Source organism: Acutalibacter sp. 1XD8-33 (assembly GCF_003612555.1).
In the GTDB taxonomy this organism is placed as follows: Bacteria; Bacillota; Clostridia; order Oscillospirales; family Acutalibacteraceae; genus Acutalibacter.
In genome coordinates this window covers 20,836-41,086 of the sequence record NZ_RAZF01000004.1, presented here as the reverse complement: position 1 = coordinate 41,086, position 20,251 = coordinate 20,836, and the positions used below count along the sequence as shown (strand labels likewise).

14 protein-coding genes and 1 pseudogene are annotated in these 20,251 nt (G+C 55.7%); 9 read left to right on the top strand and 6 right to left on the bottom strand.

Annotation, left to right across the window (positions count from 1 at the left end; all coding sequences use genetic code 11):
* Nucleotides 1-192, top strand: a pseudogene (locus D7X94_RS18985) (manganese catalase family protein); the annotation flags it as partial.
* Here the strand turns inward: D7X94_RS18985 and D7X94_RS18350 are convergent.
* Both D7X94_RS18350 and D7X94_RS18110 read right to left on the bottom strand, forming a co-directional pair.
* Nucleotides 150-1,880 carry a recombinase family protein gene (locus tag D7X94_RS18350; RefSeq protein ID WP_158590892.1) on the bottom strand — a complete coding sequence of 577 codons (1,731 nt, stop codon included), beginning with the start codon at nucleotides 1,878-1,880 and terminating at the stop codon, nucleotides 150-152. The pseudogene D7X94_RS18985 and the gene D7X94_RS18350 sit on opposite strands and share 43 nt — an antisense overlap.
* 110 nt (nucleotides 1,881-1,990) lie before the next feature.
* Nucleotides 1,991-2,191: a hypothetical protein gene (locus tag D7X94_RS18110; RefSeq protein WP_147401658.1), complete on the bottom strand. Its 201-nt coding sequence runs from the start codon at nucleotides 2,189-2,191 to the stop codon at nucleotides 1,991-1,993.
* 314 nt (nucleotides 2,192-2,505) lie between these two features.
* Between D7X94_RS18110 and D7X94_RS04530 the strand changes: the two genes are divergently transcribed.
* From D7X94_RS04530 to D7X94_RS04520, 3 genes are all read left to right on the top strand, one after another.
* A complete protein-coding gene (locus D7X94_RS04530) occupies nucleotides 2,506-2,985 on the top strand; it encodes a MarR family winged helix-turn-helix transcriptional regulator (RefSeq protein WP_120426544.1) in 480 nt (159 codons plus the stop codon).
* A 111-nt stretch (nucleotides 2,986-3,096) separates the two neighbouring features.
* Entirely contained in the window at nucleotides 3,097-4,830 is a 1,734-nt protein-coding gene (locus D7X94_RS04525; protein WP_120426543.1) for an ABC transporter ATP-binding protein, read from the top strand.
* Nucleotides 4,820-6,730 (top strand): ABC transporter ATP-binding protein, encoded by a 1,911-nt coding sequence (locus D7X94_RS04520; RefSeq protein WP_120426541.1) that lies wholly within the window; start codon nucleotides 4,820-4,822, stop codon nucleotides 6,728-6,730. The genes D7X94_RS04525 and D7X94_RS04520 overlap by 11 nt, the downstream gene beginning before the upstream one ends.
* 63 nt (nucleotides 6,731-6,793) lie before the next feature.
* Here D7X94_RS04520 and D7X94_RS04515 read toward each other — a convergent pair whose 3' ends face one another.
* A complete protein-coding gene (locus D7X94_RS04515) occupies nucleotides 6,794-7,765 on the bottom strand; it encodes a DUF4854 domain-containing protein (protein ID WP_158590891.1) in 972 nt (323 codons plus the stop codon).
* A 535-nt stretch (nucleotides 7,766-8,300) separates the two neighbouring features.
* Between D7X94_RS04515 and D7X94_RS04505 the strand changes: the two genes are divergently transcribed.
* The 3 genes from D7X94_RS04505 to D7X94_RS04495 all read left to right on the top strand — a co-directional run bounded on the left by D7X94_RS04505 (nucleotide 8,301) and on the right by D7X94_RS04495 (nucleotide 13,007).
* Nucleotides 8,301-9,950: a putative polysaccharide biosynthesis protein gene (locus tag D7X94_RS04505; RefSeq protein ID WP_120426536.1), complete on the top strand. Its 1,650-nt coding sequence runs from the start codon at nucleotides 8,301-8,303 to the stop codon at nucleotides 9,948-9,950.
* A gap of 651 nt (nucleotides 9,951-10,601) precedes the next feature.
* Nucleotides 10,602-11,291 (top strand): MBL fold metallo-hydrolase, encoded by a 690-nt coding sequence (locus tag D7X94_RS04500; RefSeq protein ID WP_120426534.1) that lies wholly within the window; start codon nucleotides 10,602-10,604, stop codon nucleotides 11,289-11,291.
* 150 nt (nucleotides 11,292-11,441) lie between these two features.
* Nucleotides 11,442-13,007, top strand: a complete 1,566-nt coding sequence (locus tag D7X94_RS04495) for a D-alanyl-D-alanine carboxypeptidase family protein (RefSeq protein ID WP_147401657.1) — start codon at nucleotides 11,442-11,444, stop codon at nucleotides 13,005-13,007.
* Nucleotides 13,008-13,289: 282 nt separating this feature from the next.
* Here the strand turns inward: D7X94_RS04495 and nifU are convergent, their stop codons facing one another.
* Genes nifU through nifS form a run of 3 tightly spaced genes read right to left on the bottom strand, consistent with a single transcriptional unit; the run spans nucleotide 13,290 to nucleotide 15,166 of the window.
* Nucleotides 13,290-13,721: a Fe-S cluster assembly scaffold protein NifU gene (nifU, locus tag D7X94_RS04490; RefSeq protein WP_120426530.1), complete on the bottom strand. Its 432-nt coding sequence runs from the start codon at nucleotides 13,719-13,721 to the stop codon at nucleotides 13,290-13,292.
* A 3-nt stretch (nucleotides 13,722-13,724) separates the two neighbouring features.
* On the bottom strand, nucleotides 13,725-13,925 hold the full coding sequence (locus D7X94_RS04485) for a hypothetical protein (protein WP_120426529.1): 201 nt from the start codon (nucleotides 13,923-13,925) through the stop codon (nucleotides 13,725-13,727).
* Nucleotides 13,926-13,951: 26 nt separating this feature from the next.
* Nucleotides 13,952-15,166, bottom strand: a complete 1,215-nt coding sequence (nifS, locus tag D7X94_RS04480) for a cysteine desulfurase NifS (protein ID WP_120426528.1) — start codon at nucleotides 15,164-15,166, stop codon at nucleotides 13,952-13,954.
* 735 nt (nucleotides 15,167-15,901) lie between these two features.
* Here nifS and D7X94_RS04475 point away from each other — a divergent pair.
* A complete protein-coding gene (locus D7X94_RS04475; protein ID WP_120426723.1) occupies nucleotides 15,902-17,680 on the top strand; it encodes a ribonuclease J in 1,779 nt (592 codons plus the stop codon).
* Between the two features lie 591 nt (nucleotides 17,681-18,271).
* Nucleotides 18,272-20,248: a DHH family phosphoesterase gene (locus tag D7X94_RS19455; protein WP_279221753.1), complete on the top strand. Its 1,977-nt coding sequence runs from the start codon at nucleotides 18,272-18,274 to the stop codon at nucleotides 20,246-20,248.
* Nucleotides 20,249-20,251 lie beyond the last annotated feature (3 nt).

Here is a 20,251-nt window from a genome sequence, read left to right as displayed (position 1 = left end):
ATGTTTGTTTACGAAAAGCGCCTACAGCACCCTGTCCGGATTAAAAACCCCAATCCAAAGCTGGCAAAAATTATCATCACCCAGTATGGCGGGCCACACGGAGAGATCGGTGCGTCCCTGCGGTATCTCAGCCAGCGGTATTCCATGCCCTATCCTGAGCTGGCGGCTATTTTGACGGATATCGGTAGTGAAGCCTCAGAAATGGAGTTTTCTGAGGCTTCAGTCTTTTTGGCAGGTCCACTCTGTGTACCTGCTGCGTTTACTAAAGCCCCCGTAACGCCCTTTGCTACCGTAAAGCTCCACTTATGCGGCAGCATTTTCAAATAGACATCTATGTGGTTTTTATCGTTGATTACCATTTTGTCGAGTATCTGGGTATAGTATTCGTCCTCGTACTGAATACCGTTAATCAGCTCGTCAATGGCGTTTTTTATATCCGCCATCAATCCCTGCTGTTTGAGTATCATTGTCTGTTGTTGCTCAATTCTCTCCATTTTAGACTTTAGCTTTTCAATATCCTCGTCATACTTGGCTCTTAGGGCAGTAAACTCGGTTTTGTCTATGTCGCCGCTTGTGTAAAGGTCTATAAGACCTGTACGCTTTTTCTTGGCTTCCTCGATTTTCTCCGATAAGGCACTTGTGCTTGTTCCTGTTAAATCTATTCGCATAACAGCGTCAATCGTCTTGGTGAGATTATCGACAACTTTCTGGCGGTTGATTTTTAGTTCCCTGCAAACACGGTACAATAAATAAATGGCATCCTCATTGCGGATACTCTCGCCAGAACAGCCCACTTGATTGCCCGCCTTGTCGATGTGCGGTCTGCCGTAGTTTGCCGCTTCATAGCAACGCCACGCCTTGTATCTGCTCCCGTCTTTACGGGTTTTATATCGGGCTACATAACTTGCCCCGCATCTGCCACATTTGATTTTCCCAGAGAACGGATAGCGGTTGCTGTGTTTTGCCTTGCCCTCCTGCGAAAGTGATTTTGCATCCAGAATGCGGTTTGCCTTATCGAAAAGCTCACGAGAGATAATCGGCTCGTGGTGGTCTTTGAGAATGACAAATTCCTCCTGTCCTCGGTTGTATTTCTTTTCATGGGATAGGAAGTCTGGCGTATAGGTTTTCTTCTGCACTAAGTCGCCGCAGTATTTTTCGTTGCGGATAACACGGAGAATAACCGTATTCTGCCATTCCTTGACACGCATAGGCTCAATACCTTCCTCCCGAAGTTCACGGGCGATAACATGAGTGCCTTTTCCCTCGTCCACAAACTTGTGGAAGATAAGGCGGACAATTTTCGCCCCCTCCTCGTTGATAGTCATTTTCCCGTCCTTTACATCGTAGCCGAGCATACTGCGTCCAAACACAACGCCTTGCTCCATCTGGCGTTTCTGCCCCCATTTTACACGCTCGGAAGTTTTGCGGCTTTCCTCCTGTGCGATAGAGGACATAATGGCAAGGCGAAGCTCCGCATCGCCATCTAAGGTGTTGATGTTGTCGTTCAGAAAGATAACGCCGACACCGTGCTTTTTGAGGTCACGGGTATAGAATATGCTATCAAGGGTATTTCTCGCAAAACGGGAAATCTCCTTTGTAATAATCAAATCAAAATCGCCGTTTTTTGCACACGCAATCATGCGGTTAAATTCTTTTCGCTTTTTCGTGTTCGTTCCAGAAATGCCCTCATCGGCAAATATGGCATAAAGCTCCCAATCGGGATTACGCTCGATATACTGGCGGAAATATCGCTGTTGGCTTTCAAAAGAATTGGCTTGGTCTTCATTGTCCGTGGAAACACGGCAATAGGCGGCAACTTTCTTTTTCGTTTCCTGCATTTTTCTCTCTTGGTTTAAGAGTTCATATTGTAATGTTGGCATAAAACCTCTCCTCAATGACTTGCCGTAGTTTAAGTACAATGACTGCTTGCTCATGTGTCGAATGTGCAAATAATGAAATCGCATATTTCTATATGGAAAGAGCCAAGCGGTTAGGCTTGGCTGCGGTTTTTCTGACAGTATTGTTTTTCTATTTCCTCGATACAGCGGCTATATTGCGAATGGGTCAAAAGCTCCCGTTTCTCTAAAGAAGCAAGTATTGACTTTTGAAGATGCAGATAAAACGCTGTGTATGCCTGTTCGGTGATTTGCGGAGCAGGCTCTCCGACATAAATAAACTCACGACATTTCAATCATCAACACCACCTCGCTATAATGTATTCATTAGGGTTTGTACGATATAACAGAGGGGTTAGTCCTTTTTTGAAGTGCCGATGCTGATAGCGAAAGCCTTATCTACCGACATCATTTGTTGGTTCTCAAGTTAATTTGCTATATGGCCCCGCTGTCTGGCATAAAAGAATTTTTCTGGACCCCCTTGACATTTCCAGCGGAAAGGAATATACTGTTAGCATCCGAACAGTTCGAATACTAACAGTACAGAAACTAACAGTGCGGAACCGAACAGTATCGTTTTCGTAAGCTCGGGAAGGGAGGAGAAACAGAAATGAGAAAAGAGGACGGCAGGCCTTGCGTCCCTAAGCCGGGCCGGGCCGACCATCAGAACGAGATTGGCTTTCAGATCAATGGTCTGTCTCATATGATCCGATGGTTGACCCATCAGTATATTGGGGAGGACGGCGGACGTTCCGGCGTGGGGGTGTATGGCTGGCTGATCGGGTTTATCTATGAAAACCGGGACCGGGATATTTACCAGCGGGATTTGCAGCAGCAGTTCTCTGTGCGCCGGTCCACGATGACAGGAATTTTGCAGGCCATGGAAAAGGAGGGTATGATTATCCGCCGGCCGGTGGAGTGGGATGCGCGGCTGAAAAAGATTGAGCTGACAGAAAAGGCCGTGGAATGCCAGGAGAGATTTCAGCGGAATATCGCGGAGATCGAGGCCCGGCTTTCCTCTGGGCTCACCCCGGAGGAGAAGGAAACCTTTATCCGCCTGTGCGAGAAGATCCGAGAATCCCTGGCATAGGGCGCGACAGACTTGGCTTTGCTAAGTCTTGTGCGCCTAGAGGCCAACATAATACTCCCAAGAAAAGCATTTCGTCTGATTTTTAATCTAAACCGAAAGAAGGTACAGCGTATGATTCGAAAACTTTCCCGGTGTATCCGGGAATACAAGAAGGACACCGTGCTTACGCCCGTCACCGCCACCCTGGAGGTGGTGATGGAGGTTATCATCCCCTTGCTGATGGCTACCATGATCGACGACGGCATCGATGCGGGGAATATGAACGTCATATGGCGGGTGGGACTGCTGCTGGTGGCCTGCGCCCTGGTCTCTCTGGCCTTCGGCGTTCTCTCCGGCTTCTATGGGGCCCGGGCCTCCACCGGGTTTGCCCGAAACCTGCGCCAGGATATGTATTATAAGGTGCAGAAATACGCCTTTTCCAACATTGACAAATTCTCTACCGGCAGCATCGTCACCCGGCTGACCACCGACGTGACCAATCTGCAAAATACCTTCCAGATGATGATCCGCATTGCCGTGCGGGCACCCATGACCCTGATCTTCTCCATGATCATGGCTTTCAGTGTGAACAGCAGGCTCTCCCTGGTTTTCTTAGCGGCGATCCCGGTGCTGGGCCTGGGGCTGGGGTTTCTCTCCGTCAAGGCCTTCCCTGTGTTCTCCAGGATGTTCAAGCATATCGACCGGATGAACACCGTGGTTCAGGAGAATCTTCGGGGCATCCGGGTGGTGAAAGCCTTTGTCCGGGAGGACTATGAGACAAAGAAATTTGTGGACGCCTCTGAGGATATCCGCCGGGACAATACTCTAGCGGAAAAAATCCTGGCTTTCAACTCCCCGCTGATGCAGTTCTGCATGTACGGCACCATGCTGTTGATCTCCTGGTTTGGGGCCCGGCTGATTGTCGGCGGCTCCATGACCACCGGCCAGCTGATGAGCATGATGAGCTACGCCATGCAGATCCTGGGCACCCTGATGATGCTGGCCATGATCTTCGTGATGGCCACGATCTCCCAGGCCTCCGCCCGGCGTGTGGTGGAGATTCTGGACGAAGAGAGTGACATTGCGGACGGGGAGAAGAACATAACCACAGTGAAAGATGGCTCAATCCGCTTTGAGAACGTAGAGTTCCACTATCAGAAATCCGGGCGGCAGTGCCTTTCAGAGATTAACCTGGACATCAGGCCCGGCCAGACTGTAGGCATCCTGGGGGGCACCGGCAGCGGCAAGAGCAGCCTAGTGCAGCTGATTCCCCGGCTGTACGACGTAAGTGGGGGCCGGGTGTTAGTAGGCGGCGAGGATGTGCGGGACTACAACGTGGAGGCCCTTCGGGAAGAGGTGGCCATGGTGCTACAAAAGAACGAGCTCTTCTCCGGCACCATTAAGGACAACCTGCGCTGGGGCGATGAGAACGCCAGCGACGAGGATATCCAACGGGTGTGCCATCTGGCCCAGGCGGACGGGTTTATCCAGGAATTTCCGGATCAATACGACACTTATATCGAGCAAGGAGGCTCCAATGTCTCCGGCGGCCAGAAACAGCGGCTATGTATCGCCCGAGCCCTGCTGAAGAACCCCAAGATTCTGATTCTGGACGACTCCACCAGCGCCGTGGACACCCATACCGACGCGCTGATTCGGGAGGCCTTCCGCCGGGAGATTCCCGACACAACCAAGATCATTATTGCCCAGCGAGTGGCCTCTGTCCAGGACGCGGACCAGATCATCGTACTGGACGGCGGAAAGATCATGGACGTGGGCACGCACCAGGAGCTGATGGAAAAGAGCCCCATCTATCGGGAAGTTTACGAATCACAACAGAAAGGGGAGAGTGCAAATGCCTCCTAGAGGACCAATGGGCGCGGCCTATGCCAAGAATAGGCCCAAGGCAAAAAATTCCGGCAAGACCATCCGGCGGCTTTTAAGCTATATGAGCGTCCCAAACCGGGTGCGCATGGGAATCGTGCTGGTATGCATTCTTATCAGCGCTCTGGTGGGCGTGGCGGGATCGATGTTCCTGAAAGTGCTGATTGACAGCTATATTATGCCTCTGCTGGAGATGGAGAACCCGGTGTTCTCCGGGCTACTCCGGGCGCTGGGCATGATGGGGCTGATCTATCTCTTGGGGATTGGGGCCACTTTTGCCCAGAACTGGCTGATGGTCAGCGTGTCCCAGGGTATATTGAAGGATATCCGGGACGACCTCTTTACCCATATGCAGCGGCTGCCCATCAAATATTTCGACACCCACACCCACGGGGACATGATGAGCCGCTATACAAACGACACGGAAACCCTCAGAATGCTGATCTCCCAGAGCATTCCTCAGCTGTTCAGCACGGTGATCACCCTGGTTTCCGTGTTCAGCGCTATGATTACCACCAGCATCCCCCTGACGGTTCTGGTGCTGGTGGTGGTGGCCTTCATGCTGTTCCTCACCAAGAAGATCGGGGAGAACTCCGGCAAGTACTTCGTCCGGCAGCAGAAATCCCTGGGCGCCATCAACGGCTATATCGAGGAGATGGTCACCGGGCAGAAGGTCATCAAGGTGTTTTGCCACGAGGAAAAGGCCAAAGAGGGCTTCGACCAGCTGAACGACACCCTGCAGGAGGAGGCCAGCCGGGCCAACAGCTTCGCCAATATCATGGGCCCTGTGATGAACAACCTGGGCCATCTGCAATACGCCCTGATCGCCATCGCGGGCGGGGCCTTGGCCCTGGGGGGTGTGGGCGGCCTGACCCTGGGCGGCATTGCGGCGTTCCTCCAGCTCTCCCGGAGCTTCACCATGCCCATTGGCCAGGTTTCCCAGCAGTTCAACACCATTGTCATGGCCCTGGCGGGAGCGGAGCGGATCTTCGACCTGATGGACGAGGAGCCTGAGCAGGACGAAGGGTACGTGACCCTGGTGAACGCCAAGGAGGAAAACGGCCAGCTGGTGGAGAGCGCGGAGCGCACGGGCCTATGGTCCTGGAAGCACCCCCACAAGGAGGACGGCACCGTCACCTATCAGCGGCTCACCGGCGAGGTGGAACTGCTGGACGTAGACTTCGGTTATACTGAGGAAAAGCTGGTGCTCCACAATATTGACATTGACGCGGACCCGGGCAAGAAGATTGCCTTTGTGGGGGCCACCGGCGCGGGCAAGACTACCATCACCAACCTGATCAACCGGTTCTACGACATCGCTGACGGAAAAATCCGCTACGATGGCATCAATATCAATAAAATCAAGAAGCCGGACCTGCGCCGGTCCCTGGGCGTGGTCTTGCAGGACACCAACCTGTTCACCGGCACGGTGCGGGAGAATATCCGCTATGGCAAGCTGGACGCCACGGACGAGGAGATCGAGGCGGCGGCCAAACTGGCCAACGCGGACAGCTTTATCCGCCGCCTGCCCGAGGGCTACGACACCATGCTCACCGGGGACGGGGGGAGCCTCTCCCAGGGCCAGCGGCAGCTCTTGAGCATTGCCCGGGCGGCTGTGGCGGACCCGCCGGTGATGGTGCTGGACGAGGCCACCTCCTCCATCGACACCCGCACGGAGCGGCTGGTGCAGAAGGGCATGGACGGCCTGATGCAGGGCCGCACGGTGTTCGTCATCGCCCACAGGCTCAGCACGGTGCAGAACTCGGACAGCATCCTGGTGCTGGAGCAGGGGCGCATCATCGAGCGGGGCACCCACGAGGAGCTCATCGCCCAGCACGGCAAATATTATCAGCTCTACACCGGCGCTTTCGAACTGGAGTAAATCGAAAATGGCATGGAAAAAGGGAGCCCCTCGAGGGTTCCCTTTTTGCGGCTTATCAAAAAATTACTCCATGGTGACGATATTGAAAGTCCGTGTGACCGGGGGCGTATCGTCCAGGGAGGAGAGTAGGCCTCTGGCCTCCACCTCAATGTCCTCGTCGTTTTCCAGCCAGAAGGCCTTCTGGAATTCCACGGTGGTCCCGGGCTTGATGTTGGTGGTAAAATAATCACTGTTGCTTAACATAATGCTGTCGGAACCGTATGCCTCGTTCAGCTGGATCCCGCCCTGATAGGCTTCTATGAGAGCCACATAATTGCAGGCGACAGGTTCGTCCGAATCGTTGGAAAACTCGAAGTTCACCACAACGTAGCTCTCGCTATTGTCGGCTACGCCTGCCCGGGCGGAGAGAATCCCGATTTCACAGTCGTAGATTGTGCCCCGCACCTCTTTGCCGCCAGTTTCGCCGCCTGCTGTGCCTGCCGCTCCTGTCTGCGGCGGGTAGAATTCCCGGCAGGCCAGCACCGTGCCGTCGGCCTTGCCATACACCACGAGGACCATGATCTCCTCCGCCATGACCACCTCCGATACGGACTGGGCGATGTCCTCAAAGGTGCCGGACACTTCGTCCAGGGCCTCTTCCAGATTGGCCGCAAGCATCTCCTCGTCGACGCCCTCCAGCATATCATCATCGAACCGGAAGGTGTACACCAGGGTATCATCAGAGCCCTCTACAGAGGCCTCCATGCCATCGCCCGCCATTTCATCGATGGAGGCATCGATCTCCGCCCGGACCTGGGGGTCGTGGAGAAACTCCCTCACTGTGGCGTAGAGCTCTTCGGAATCGGAACTCGCGCTACTGGGCGTTGAGTCAGTGTTAGATTGGACAGTGCTGGAGGGACCGGGGTCAGGCAGTGTATCATCGTTCATTTTCATATAAGCGTCATTCAGTTTTTCATAAATGCCGCAGGAGCACAGGGAGAGGACCAGGCAAATAGCCAGCAGCGCCCCCAGAATTCGCGGGACATTCCGCTTCATAAGAGAACGCCCCCCTTTGAGCATGATGCAGATATGGATTTTTTCATAATAACCTCCTTGCCTCTTGGCAAAATTTTCTCTGTGGCGGCCTTCCGGGAGGGCGGAGAAAATCCCGCCCCCAGGCGGCGCCGCAGAGACGGCAAAAAACGGCGCAGGGAAGGATCCCTACACCGCCGGAAGCTACACGCAAAATCCTATAATATCCCTCTTGTAAAAGACAAGGGGATTGTTTATAATGGGTATGGTGCAGATTTTCTGCTGTGTGGGAGGGCTGTCTCCTGCATAGGGGCGTGGGGGATGGGGGTCCCCCGCGCCCTGCCTTTGCTTTTGCGTCTCTACGCCTATTCTACACCATATTCCACGGAATAGCAAGAGGTTTTTCCTCTGCGCTTCTCTTTTTTGCCCGAACGCGGCCCTTGCGCTCCTCGTAAAAATTTGTTATAATAAACAGATACTGGTGGGACACTAAAGCCTGTGCAGAAAGATTCGGAGAAAAGGGGGTGGCGGTACGGCGCAGGAAAGCAGAAACGGATTTATGAAGGGTGCCGCCATCCTTTCCGCCAGCACCCTGCTGGTAAAGGTGCTGGGCCTGCTGTTCTCCATCCCTCTGGCCAACTTCATCAGCGCCGAGGGAATGTCCTATTTCTATGGGGCCTACGATATCTTCACCATCTTTCTGATGCTTTCCACTGCTGGGCTACCCATTGCCGTGTCCCGTATGGTAAGCACAGCCTATACCATGGGCCGGCGGAGAGAAGCCGATCAGGTGTTCTCCGTGGCATTCTGGCTGTTTTTTGGCTTGGGGCTTCTGGGCTGCCTGGTGATGCTCTTCGGCTCTGACCAGATCGCCCGGCTGCTGGGCAAGCCCGGCGCGGCCCACACCATCGTGGCCCTGGCGCCCACAGCCTTCTTCATCTCCGTAATGTCCGCTCTGCGGGGGTACTTCCAGGGCCGGTCCAACATGTTGCCCACGGCGGTCTCCCAGGTGATTGAGGCCGTTTCCAAGGTGGCCATTGGCGTGGGCCTGGCCGCCTATATTATCCGTCGGTACGACTCCGATGCTTGGGCGGCTGTAGGGGCCATTACCGGCGTATCCATCAGCGCGGCCTTGGGCATGACCTATCTGGCCTGCTATAAGCTGCGCCAGCGCCGGAAAGACCGGAGCTTGCCCCCGGATAGCAACGCTCTGCCCTCTCGCCGGGATATGCTTCTCTCTCTGGTACGCTTTGCGGTACCCATCACCCTGGGAGCCTGCTTTCTCAGCGTGTTGGATTTTGTGGACAGCGCGGTGCTGATGGACCGGATGAAGATGGTGGCAGGCTTTACGCAGGATCAGGCGGACTGGTTCAGCGGGGTGTTGGGTCATGCCCGAAAATTGTTCGACCTGCCCGGGGCCTTTGTAGTACCCATCTCCACTAGCCTGCTGCCGGTGCTCTCCGGAGCGATTGTGTCCGAGGACAAGCATTCTGTGAACCACATCGCCTCGGTTTCCATGCGCATGACGCTGTTAATTTCCATCCCTGCCAGCGTAGGGATGTCCCTGTTTGCCGGCCCCATCTGCCAGCTCTTTCTCTTCAACCGGCCGGAAGTGGCGGAAGGCGCGGCCAGTCTGCTGCGAGTGCTTGCCATCGCCATTGCCTTTAACAGCACTCTCTTCACCACCAACGCCATTCTCCAGTCCTTTGGCCGGACTACCCGTCCGGTGGTTGACATGGCTGTGGGCGCTGTGGTAAAAATTGTGATTTCCTATTTTCTCACCGGCATTCCGGAAATCAATGTGATGGGGTCTGCCATCAGCACGGCAATCGCCTATTTTTTGATCATGATTTTAAACTTGATTGCCATCCGGGGTAGCCTGCCTCGCATGGACAGCGTGGTAGCCATGGCCGTTCCGATTGTGGTTTCCGCCGGGGTGATGGGAGCCGTGTCCTATGGAGTTTACAGGGGGCTGTGCGGCTTCCTGCCCTCCAGGATGGCGGTGATCCCAGCGATTGCCGTGGCGGTTGTGGTATACGCCCTGGCAATCGTGCTGTTCCGGGCGGTGAGCTATGACGATGTGGCCATGCTGCCCAAGGGCGAGACCATTGCCCGGCTTCTGCATGTAAAGAAGAAATTCCGTCCCAGGCACATGCACCAAAAGGACCCTGTGGTGCGGGGAGGAAAGGGGAAGCATATGCGGCAATAGAGCGGGGCTGGGCGCAAAGACCTTGGGGCTTTGCCCCAAACCCCACCAGGGGCCTAGACGCCTGAGACTTGGCTACGCCAAGTCTTGGACCGCGCAATGTCACTCCTCATTTTATTCGTCGTGAAGATTTTATGTTGTTTGACGAGCTGACAGAACCACCGTAAAAGTTTCGTAGACTTCGTGAAACGAAGTCTTACCTTTCTCAAAGGTTGCAGGGTGTGCCTTAGCAGCGTCCCACGACCTTGCCCTTGACTTTAAACACCTGAGAAGCGCATTTTTTGAAGTGTGAATAATAGCTAACACTCGCTCTGCTCGGTTAACTATCCGAGTTTTGCAAAGCAAAACTCTTGCAAGAGGAAACTTTTTGCAAGAGAAAAAAGTCCCCTAGTACCGGAAGTAGCCAGCGGCGTGTATTCAGCACCCAGCCCGGCAAAAGATAAACCGAGCCGTGCGAGGGTTTATCTTTTTGACACTACGGCGAAACCGAGCGCTATTCTTTCACCATGCTTGGCGTTATGCATCCATCACCCAGCTTGGCGAGTTTTCCGCAGGAAAACTCGTATCACACGGCGAAACCGAGCGCTATCCTTTCACCATGCTTGGCGCTGTGTGCTCCGCCCGGCGCGCGCCCCAACAAAAGGAGGTCTTTCCATGAAAATCACGTTTATTCTGCACAGTGGCTATTTCGTGGAGCTGGAAAGCTGCTGCCTGCTGTTCGACTACTACCAGGGGGAGATTCCCCGGTCGGACAAGCCCCTGTATGTGTTCGCCAGCCATTGCCATGAGGACCATTTCTCCCCGGCGGTTTTCCAAGAGGCCCGGCCCGGGCGGCAGGTGCGCTTTATCCTCTCCGACGACATCTGGGAGAGCAGAGTTCCCAAGGAGCTTCGGGAGAGCGCTGTTTTTGTGTCTCCTCACCATACCTATGAGGTAGACGGCCTGAAAATCGCCACCCTCCAGTCCACGGACCAGGGGGTAGCGTTTCTCATCCAGTGCGAGGGCAAGCGGATCTACCATGCCGGTGACCTGAACTGCTGGGTTTGGGACGGAGCTCCCCGATATCAGAACGATCAGATGGTGCGGATGTACCGGGAAGAACTGGAGCTCCTGAAAGAAAAGGATATTGACGTTGCCTTTGTGCCTCTGGATCCCCGCCAGGATGCGGATTTCGACTTAGGGATGCGGTACTTTTTTGAGACGGCGGGCGCGAAGCGTGTGTTCCCCATGCATATGTGGGGGGACTATTCTGTGGTGCCCCTGTTCAAGGCTGACCCCCATTACCAGAACTACGCTTCCTGCCTGATGGATGTTTCCGCGCCAGGACAGGTATTTGATATATAAAGAGGAAGGATCCAGAGCGGTCAGGAGTTTCTCAGGAGACTGGCGGCAAAGGGCTATTCCGTGCTTATTCAGCAAATATTCAGGTAATCTTAACAAATTCCGGCTTCCTTTTCCGGGTGAAACCATGTATACTAAGAGGAGCCGGCGCTCTTGGCGATTACGACACAGACCGGGAGGATGGAAGAGATGAAAAATAGGAAACAAGCAGGATGGAGGCGCCTTTTTGCCAGCATTTTAGCGCTATGCGCCCTGACCTTTTGCGCCATGCCCGCCTATGCCGCCGAAGGGTTTACCTTCAAGTGGGACACAGGGGATGAGCGAGACAGCACAGAGCCCCACTGTAAGTCACTGTTTATGGTGAATCTGGATACGGACACGGTAGTCTATTCCCTGAACCCGGACGAGCAGCTGCCTATGGCCTCCATGACAAAAATCATGACCTATATTGTAGCCTATGAGAACATCCCGGACATCGAGCACGCGGTGATTACTGTGCCTCAGAGTGTGGAGGACGACTTGGCGGGTACCGGCAGTTCTCTGGCGGGAGTACAGGTGGGGGAGGAACTGACGGGCTTACAGCTTTTGTATCTGCTCATGGTGCCCTCCGGAAATGATGCCGCCGTCACCTTGATGGAGTATGTGGACGACCTCTACGAGAGCGGGAAAATCGTGCCGGAGGACGCCCCGGACCCGGAGGACCCGGGGGCTCAAGGGGGGGATGCCTCCGGGACTGCGGCAGAACCGAGCATGGCTCCCGCAGAGGACCGGGGGGAGGGTGTGATTGACTACAGCGGCACCAGCTATTTTGTGCAGCAGATGAATAAGAAGGCAGAGGAGCTGGGGTGCAGGAATACCCATTTCACCAATCCTCATGGCCTTCACGATGGAAATCACTATAGTACGGCCAGAGACATGGCGGCCATCACCAAATACGCCATGACCCTGCCCAATTTCACCAAGATCGTGTCCCAGCCCTGGTATGAGAAGCCGGCCACCAACCTCAGCCCGGAGGTATCCACTAAAATGAATACCAACAAAATGCTGCTGAACTATCCGGACGAGAATGGCAACAACTATTTTTACACCTACGCCTCCGGCATCAAGACCGGCTCCCATGATCAAGCTGGCTTCTGCCTGACCTCTTCCGCTACGGCCTATGGCTACACCTACATTATCGTGGCAATGGGAGATATGGAGGGATACGCCCAAGGAATTCACAACGAAATGCGAGACTCCGCTACCCTGTACCGCTGGGCTTTTACCAGCCTGCAAAAAAAGACCATCGCCTCCCAGGGAGACGTGCTCTCTTCGGTGAAGCTGGAGTATGCCTATCAGAAGGATGAGCTGCTGCTGGCGGCGGATCAGAATGTGAGCGTGATGCTGCCTAACGATGTGGACGCCACCTCCATCCGAGTGACGGTAGACGCGCCGGAAAGCGTACAGGCCCCCATCCGGAAGGGAGAGCAGATTGGGACGGCTACTTTGAGCTATGTGGACGAGGTGATTGCCACGGTACCGGTAGTCGCCACGGAGTCTGTGTCCCGGAGCGACCTGATCGCCGGCTGGGAGCAGGGACGCTCTCTGCTTACGTCACCCTGGTTTATCGCGGTAATGGCGGCAATTGGGGCGCTGATTGTGGTATATTTGATTCTGGTGGTATTTTACCGCAGGAAGCAGAAGATGCTGAAAAGGGTGAAGAAGTTCCGGGATTTATAGGTCGTGAGCGCCTACCCTTTTGGCAGATTCAGCCATGGGCCCGCTCGGCTGGGCCTCCGCTCTGCCGAGCGGGGCCAGCCCGCTGAAAAGCCCCCTCCGCAGTAATAGTTAACGCAGTTCAAAAGAGGTATATCTCTTTTGAACTAGGCGGCGCAGCAACTACTGTGCCGCCTAGCTTGAAAATCGGTATATACCGATTTTCAAGTGCGTTTACTATAATGCCGCGGAGGGGGCTTTTCAGCGCAACCGCGCAACCGTATGAAATACGGTTGGAGCGGGGGATCAGATCTCACACCCGCACTCTTCGCACGCGGGAATCGCACCCACAATAGGCTCCGGGTCGATCCCTTGGCGTTTATAGTAATCCGAAACAGCCGCTTTGATGGCCTGTTCCGCCAGCACCGAACAATGGACCTTTACCGGCGGCAGGCCGTCCAGGGCCTCCATGACCGCTTTGTTGGTGAGCTTCAGCGCCTCGCTGATGGGCTTGCCCTTGATCAGCTCGGTGGCCATGCTGCTGGTGGCGATGGCTGCTCCACAGCCAAAGGTCATGAAGGAGACGTCGGTGATGATGTCCCCTTCCACTTTGATATACATGCGCATAATGTCGCCGCACTTGGGGTTGCCCACCTCGCCTACGCCGCTAAAATCCTCCATTTCGCCCACATTCCTGGGGTTGGCGAAATGGTCCATCACTTTTTCGCTGTATGCCATGGTTTATCTGTCCTCTCTTTTCATGTTTTGTGTAATCTTCCGGTATTTCCGGCAGGTTTCAATTTCTGAGCGGAATTCTTTGCCTCCCTGTATCAGCAGGTTGATAAGCAGAGTGGGTATGCTTAACATCAATGATAGAACGAACACTCTGCCCACCCGCCTGCTAAGAGGAGGCCGCTGGGCGTTCCTATGCTTCTGCTTCAAGCTCACTCCTCCTAATAAAAGCGGCGCTACATATACTGGTCGTAGCTGACTTTGCCCATCTGGATGGCGTCCCACAGAGGAGACATGTTCCGCAGGCGCTCAATGATCTGGGGCAGGACTTCTAGAATGTAGTCTACATCCTCCATGGTGTTGTAATCCCCGAAGGAAATCCGCAGGGAGCCATGCGCTACCTCGTGGGGCAGACCAATGGAGAGAAGCACATGGCTGGGGTCCAGAGAACCGCTGGTGCAGGCAGAGCCAGAGGATGCGCTGATGCCCTTCATGTCCAGCAGCAGCAGCAGAGATTCCCCCTCTACCCCCTGGAAGCAGAAGCTCACGTTGCCGGGAAGGCGGCGCTTCTGGCTGCCGTTCAGGCGGCTGCGGGGAATTTTCAGCACCCCTTCGATAAGTTTATCCCGCATAGGAGTCAGCCGGGCAACACGTTCATCAATGGTGTCTGTGGCCCGGCGGATGGCTGTGGCCAGACCCACGATCTCCGCCACATTTTCCGTGCCTGCCCGGCGGCCCCGCTCCTGGGCGCCCCCGTCCATAAAATTCTCAATGGATACCCCCGCGCGGAGATAAAGGGCTCCTACCCCCTTAGGGGCGTGTATCTTGTGGCCACTGAGGGAGAGCATATCAATATTTTGAGCCTTTACATCGATGTGCAGATTGCCTACGGCCTGGACCGCGTCCGTGTGGAACAAAACCCCATGCTTTTTGCAGATTTCGCCGATTTCCGGGATGGGTTGGATGGTACCGATCTCGTTGTTGGCATACATAATGGTGACTAGGGCGGTTTTGTCTGTAATGGCGGCTTCTAGTTCCTCCACGCACACAACGCCATCCGCATGGACAGGAAGATAGGTGACGGAGAAGCCCTCCTTTTCCAGAGCCTGGCAGGTGTGCAATACCGCGTGGTGCTCGAATGCGGAGGTGATGATGTGGTCTTTGCCCTGCTTTTTCCGCATAGCCCGGGCGGCGCCTTTGATGGCCCAGTTATCGCTCTCACTGCCGCAGCTGGTGAAATAGATCTCGTTGGGCTTTGCGCCCAGGCATTCCGCCACAGTGGCCCGGGCCTCCTCCAAAGGGGCCTTGGCCTCTTGCCCCAGGGCATACAGGCTGGAAGGGTTTCCGTAGACTTCTTTGAAGAAAGGCAACATGGCGCTGAGCACTTCTTCAGAGACGGCGGTGGTGGCGGCATTGTCGGCATAGACTTTTCGAATGGGCAGATGGTCCATATTTTCAGACATCCTTTCAAGAATGGTATCTTCAAGAAATTGGGAGAACAGAATCAGTTTTCCCTTGCTAGATAAATATATACCTTTTTAGTATACTTTGTCAAGCCCCCGAAGGGAAGATCTCCGAAAAATTTTCCCGCGTCCGGGGAAAAGGGAATAAGCCCCGCTTTTGCCGCCTACACTGAAACATGGGTATTGTTTCAAAAAATATACTTTACAAAAGAAACCGCGCTCTGGCAATGCCGACTTGACAGGCAATGCCAGAAATAGTAAAATAGGGGTACTATCTTTACGGCTTAATGCGGCAGACGCCGCTTTTTGTTATAGAAAAACACGGATTCCATATGGAACGCCGGTATCAAAACCTCTCCGGCCGCGCCCTGCCATGAGGGCGGGGCTTGGCTCTGTTTGCCAACAGGCGTCCGGCTGGGGAGAACTGAAGGAGGAAGATTTGTGGCAGAAAAGGAAAAAAAGAATAGCAGATCCGGCGGAAGGCCCCGCCGGACTCAGACCCCGGGGAAGGAGGCGGCGCAGCAGGAGACTCCCAAGATAGGGAAGATTTCCGGGCCCAGGGCTCCGGCGGAGCGGCCGGGCGGCAAGCAAGAGGTTTCCCGCAGGCAGAGAAAACCCGCCCAGAAATCCGCTCAGCAGGAGGGCAAAAAGCAGCCCGTTCCGGAAAAGAAGCGGCAGGGCCGGCCGGCCGGAGGCAAACGCCAGACTCTGGGCACGGCGCCTATGACGGCTGCAGCTCAAAAAGCGGTACAGGCTACCGCTGCGGTTTCGGGAACCCTTGGAAGTGCAGGCGCGGCTTCATCTTCCAAGAGAGGCCGGGGCAGAACCAGAAAGTCCTCCCATAAGCCGGGGATCAAGGCGTATTTTTTAGGGGGGCTCAATGAGATCGGAAAAAATTTTACTCTCTACGAATGCCAGGATGACATGATTATCGTAGACTGCGGATTGGCCTTTCCTGACGATGAAATGCCCGGAGTGGACCTGGTGATCCCGGATTTCACCTTTGTGGAGAAGAATCGGAGCAAAATTCGGGGCGTGGTGATCACCCATGGCCATGAGGACCACATCGGCGCGGTGCCTTACCTGCTGAAAAAGCTCAATGTGCCGGTCTACGGCACGGCCCTGACCATGGGGCTGATTGAAAGCAAGCTCAAGGAGCATAACCTCACCGGGTCGGCCCGGTTGATGGTGACGCCCCCCGGCAGCCGTATCCGGCTGGGCTGTATGGAGGTGGAACTGATCCATGTGAACCACTCCATCGCCGATTCCGTGTCTCTGGCCATCCACAGTCCCGCCGGGGTACTGGTGCACACCGGGGACTTCAAAATCGATTTTACCCCCGCCGAGGGGCAGATGATCGATCTGGCCCGATTCGCGGAGCTGGGCAAGGAAGGCGTGCTGGCCCTGCTGGCGGATTCCACCAACGCGGAGCGCCAGGGCTACACCCAGACAGAGCAGCGGGTGAACGACTCTCTGGACTCCCTCTTTATGCGGGCGGAGGGGAAGCGGATCATTGTGGCGACCTTTGCCTCTAGTATCAGCCGGGTGCAGATGATTATCAACTGCGCGGTGAAATATGGGCGCAAGGTGGCCCTCTCCGGCCGGAGCATGGTAAACGTGATGGGTATTGCCAGCGAGCTGGGCTACCTGAACGTGCCCGACGGCGTGCTGGTGGACCTGAACTTGATCAACCGCTATGAGCCTGGCCAGTTGGTGCTGATTACCACGGGGAGCCAGGGGGAGCCCATGTCCGCCCTGACCCGCATGGCCTTTTCCGACCACCGTCAGGTGGCTATTGGGCCCAATGACTTCATTATTATCTCTGCCCGGCCCATCCCGGGCAACGAGAAAACCGTGGGCGCGGTGGTAGACGAGCTTTTGAAGCAGGGGTGTACGGTGATCTATGAGTCCATGTACGAGGTGCATGTGTCCGGCCACGCCTGTCAGGAGGAGCTCAAGCTGATCCAGAGCCTGGTAAAGCCTAAGTACTTTATCCCAGTCCATGGGGAACAGAAGCACCTGCAAAAGCACGCGGGGCTTTCCATGGCCATGGGGATGCCCCGGGAGAATATTTTTATTGGGGACATTGGCAATGTGATCGAAATTCATGAGGATCACCTGAAACGCCTGGGCGACGTGCCTGCGGGCTGCGTGATGGTGGACGGCTTGGGCGTGGGCGATGTGGGCAGCATTGTGCTGCGGGACCGCAAGCATCTGGCGGAGGACGGTTTGATTGTAGCGGTGTGCTCCATCGATGGAGCCACGGGCCGGGTGGCTGCCGGGCCGGACATTGTGTCCCGGGGCTTTGTGTATGTGAAGGAGTCCGAGGCGCTGATGGAGGAGGCTCGGAAGCTGGTGTACCGAACCTTGGAGGACTGCGCGGACAGGCGGGTGCGGGACTGGAGCGGTATGAAACAGAGCGTGAAAGACGAGCTCTCCCGCTTCCTCTACCGGAAAACCCAGCGCAACCCCATGATTTTGCCCATTATCATGGAAGTTTGAACCCTTACGCGGGACATGGGGAACGCTGCCGGAAGCGCAGCGGGCCGGCGGCACGAAGGGAAAAGTTTTGGTCGAGCTTTTTCAAAAGCTCGCAGAGGTTTGGAGACGGAGTCTCCAAGGTCTTGCCGCAGGGCGCGGGAGACTTGGCTTTGCCAAGTCTTTTGCGCCCGGAGGCCCCATATTACTAAAAAAATTATTTTCGCAAGAGATTGATATGTTATTATTACTTCTGCAATAAATTATAGGAAATTTTTGAAGTGTTTTCTGGCCTACGGCGGCACAGATCGCCGCCTACGGCAAGGCCGTGGGGCTTTGAGTCTCAGCTGCCGCTTCGGTCGGTTCGCAGCATGTCTGCCACTGGCAGACACTCACCCCCACACCCTACCAGGGGCCTGTCTCACCTGCCGGTTCGGTCGGGTCAGAACGAGAGTTCATGCAGGCATGAACTCTTCGCCACTGGCGATTTTCCCCGCCCCTGGACCGCGTATTTTTCCTAACTGTTGGGCGTGGAGGTAATATCAAGCGGGCCGTGAGACGGCGCTAAGAAAAAGGTTCTGACCGTGTACTGACCGGGAAAAGGAGCTGAAAAAGGTGCGGAGAAAGAGGGTCTGGGTAACCTCGCCCCTGATGTACATCATGGCGGCGGCAATGCTGGTGATGGCTGTAGCCAGCTATCCCTTCAGCAGGATTGTCTTTATCGTGGAGACGACGGCAGCGGGCCTTTGCGCCCTGGCGGTAACGGTTTCGGGAATCCTGTACAGGCAGAACGCGGTTACTACGCTGCGGGCGGCGGAGAAGGTGCTGGACGGGGAGGAGCGGGAGGCCCTAGAGGCGTTTGCCCTGCCGGTGGCGGTAGTGGCCCCCGCAGGGGATCTGGTGTGGGTCAACCGGGCTTTCGAGGATTCCCTGGGCAGGAGGGAGCCTGTGCTGGGGGAGAATGTGCTGAAATTCGTCTATCCCAAAACTTTCCGCCAGGTTATGGAGGAGAGGGGGACATCAGTGGCCTACAAGGGCCGGGAATATACGGTGTACGGGGCCAAGGCCCGGCAGGGCTATGTGCTGTACTTTGTAGATGATACGGACCTGAAAGCCGTGAACAAGGAGTACCGAGAGAAAAAGCCGGTGGTCTGTCTGGCGGTGTTTGATAACCGGGAGGAGATGGCCCGGGACGGCGCGGGCGGAGAAGAGTCCCGGGTAACGGCGGAGGTGGAGGCTGTTCTGCGGAGCTGGGTGCTGGATGGGCTGGACGGCTTTATCCGCAGACTCTCCAGCGGCCGCTACCTGTTTCTCACAGACGATGCCCATATCGAGGAGGCCAAACAGACCCGATTCCGAATTCTGGATAGCGTGCGGGAGGTAAAGAACAGCCGCAACCATATGAGCGCCACAGTATCCATTGGTGTGGGCCGGGGAGCGGCTACGGTGGCGGAAAGCGAGCGCTGGGCCCGGCAGGCTTTGGATATGGCCCTGGGCCGGGGCGGAGATCAGGTGGCAGTGATGCAGGGGGGCGATACATACGAGTTTTTCGGCGGCCTTTCCAAGGGCGTGGAAAAGCGGGATAAGGTACGCACCCGTGTGATTGCCGCCACCCTGGCAGATCATGTGAAGGCCAGTGACCGTGTGTTTATCATGGGCCACGCCAATTCGGACCTGGACAGCGTGGGTGCGGCGGTGGGCATGTGGGCCGCAATAGCCAAGGGCCTGGAGAAGCATGCCAACGTTGTGATCAACCGGGGGTCCACTCTGGCTGGCGTGTTGGTTGATATGGTGGAGGAGAGCTACCCGGAGGAAAACGTGTTCATTGGTCCTTTAGAAGCGTTGCAGACAGCTACGGAGCGCTCTTTGCTGATTGTGGTGGACACTCATTCCATAAACTATGTGGAAAGCCGGGAGCTGCTGAACCGGATTTCCCGAGTGGTTGTCATCGACCACCACCGGATGATGGTGACCCACATCAAAAATGCCCTGATTTTCTACCACGAGCCCTATGCCAGCTCGGCCTCCGAGATGGTGACGGAGCTGGTACAGTATATCCGCTCTTCGGCCATTGACCGGGCGGACGCCCAAGCCTTGCTGGCCGGAATCATGCTGGATACCAAGAATTTTGTGCTGAAAACCGGCGTGCGCACTTTCGAGGCGTCAGCCTATCTGCGCCGGCGGGGAGCGGACACGGTGACGGTGAAAAAGCTCTTCTCCAACACCCTGGACGGTTACAAGCGTAAGGCCCAGTTGGTTTCCGAGGCGGAGATCTACAAGGGTTGCGCCATTGCCACCTCCAGCTGGGAGTTTGATGATCTCCGGATTGCGGCAGCCCAGGCAGCGGATGAGCTGCTCTCCATCCAGGGGGTGATGGCCTCCTTTGTGCTCTACAAGGTGGGCAGCGACGTGAGCATGTCCGCCAGAAGCCTGGGGGACGTGAACGTGCAGCTGATTCTGGAGGAATTCGGCGGTGGGGGGCACTTCACCATGGCGGGGGCCCAGCTAAAGAACACCACCATGGGCGAGGCCCGCCGGATTCTGATCCGCGCCCTGGACCAGAAGCTGGAGGAGACGACGATCACTTCCTAGCAC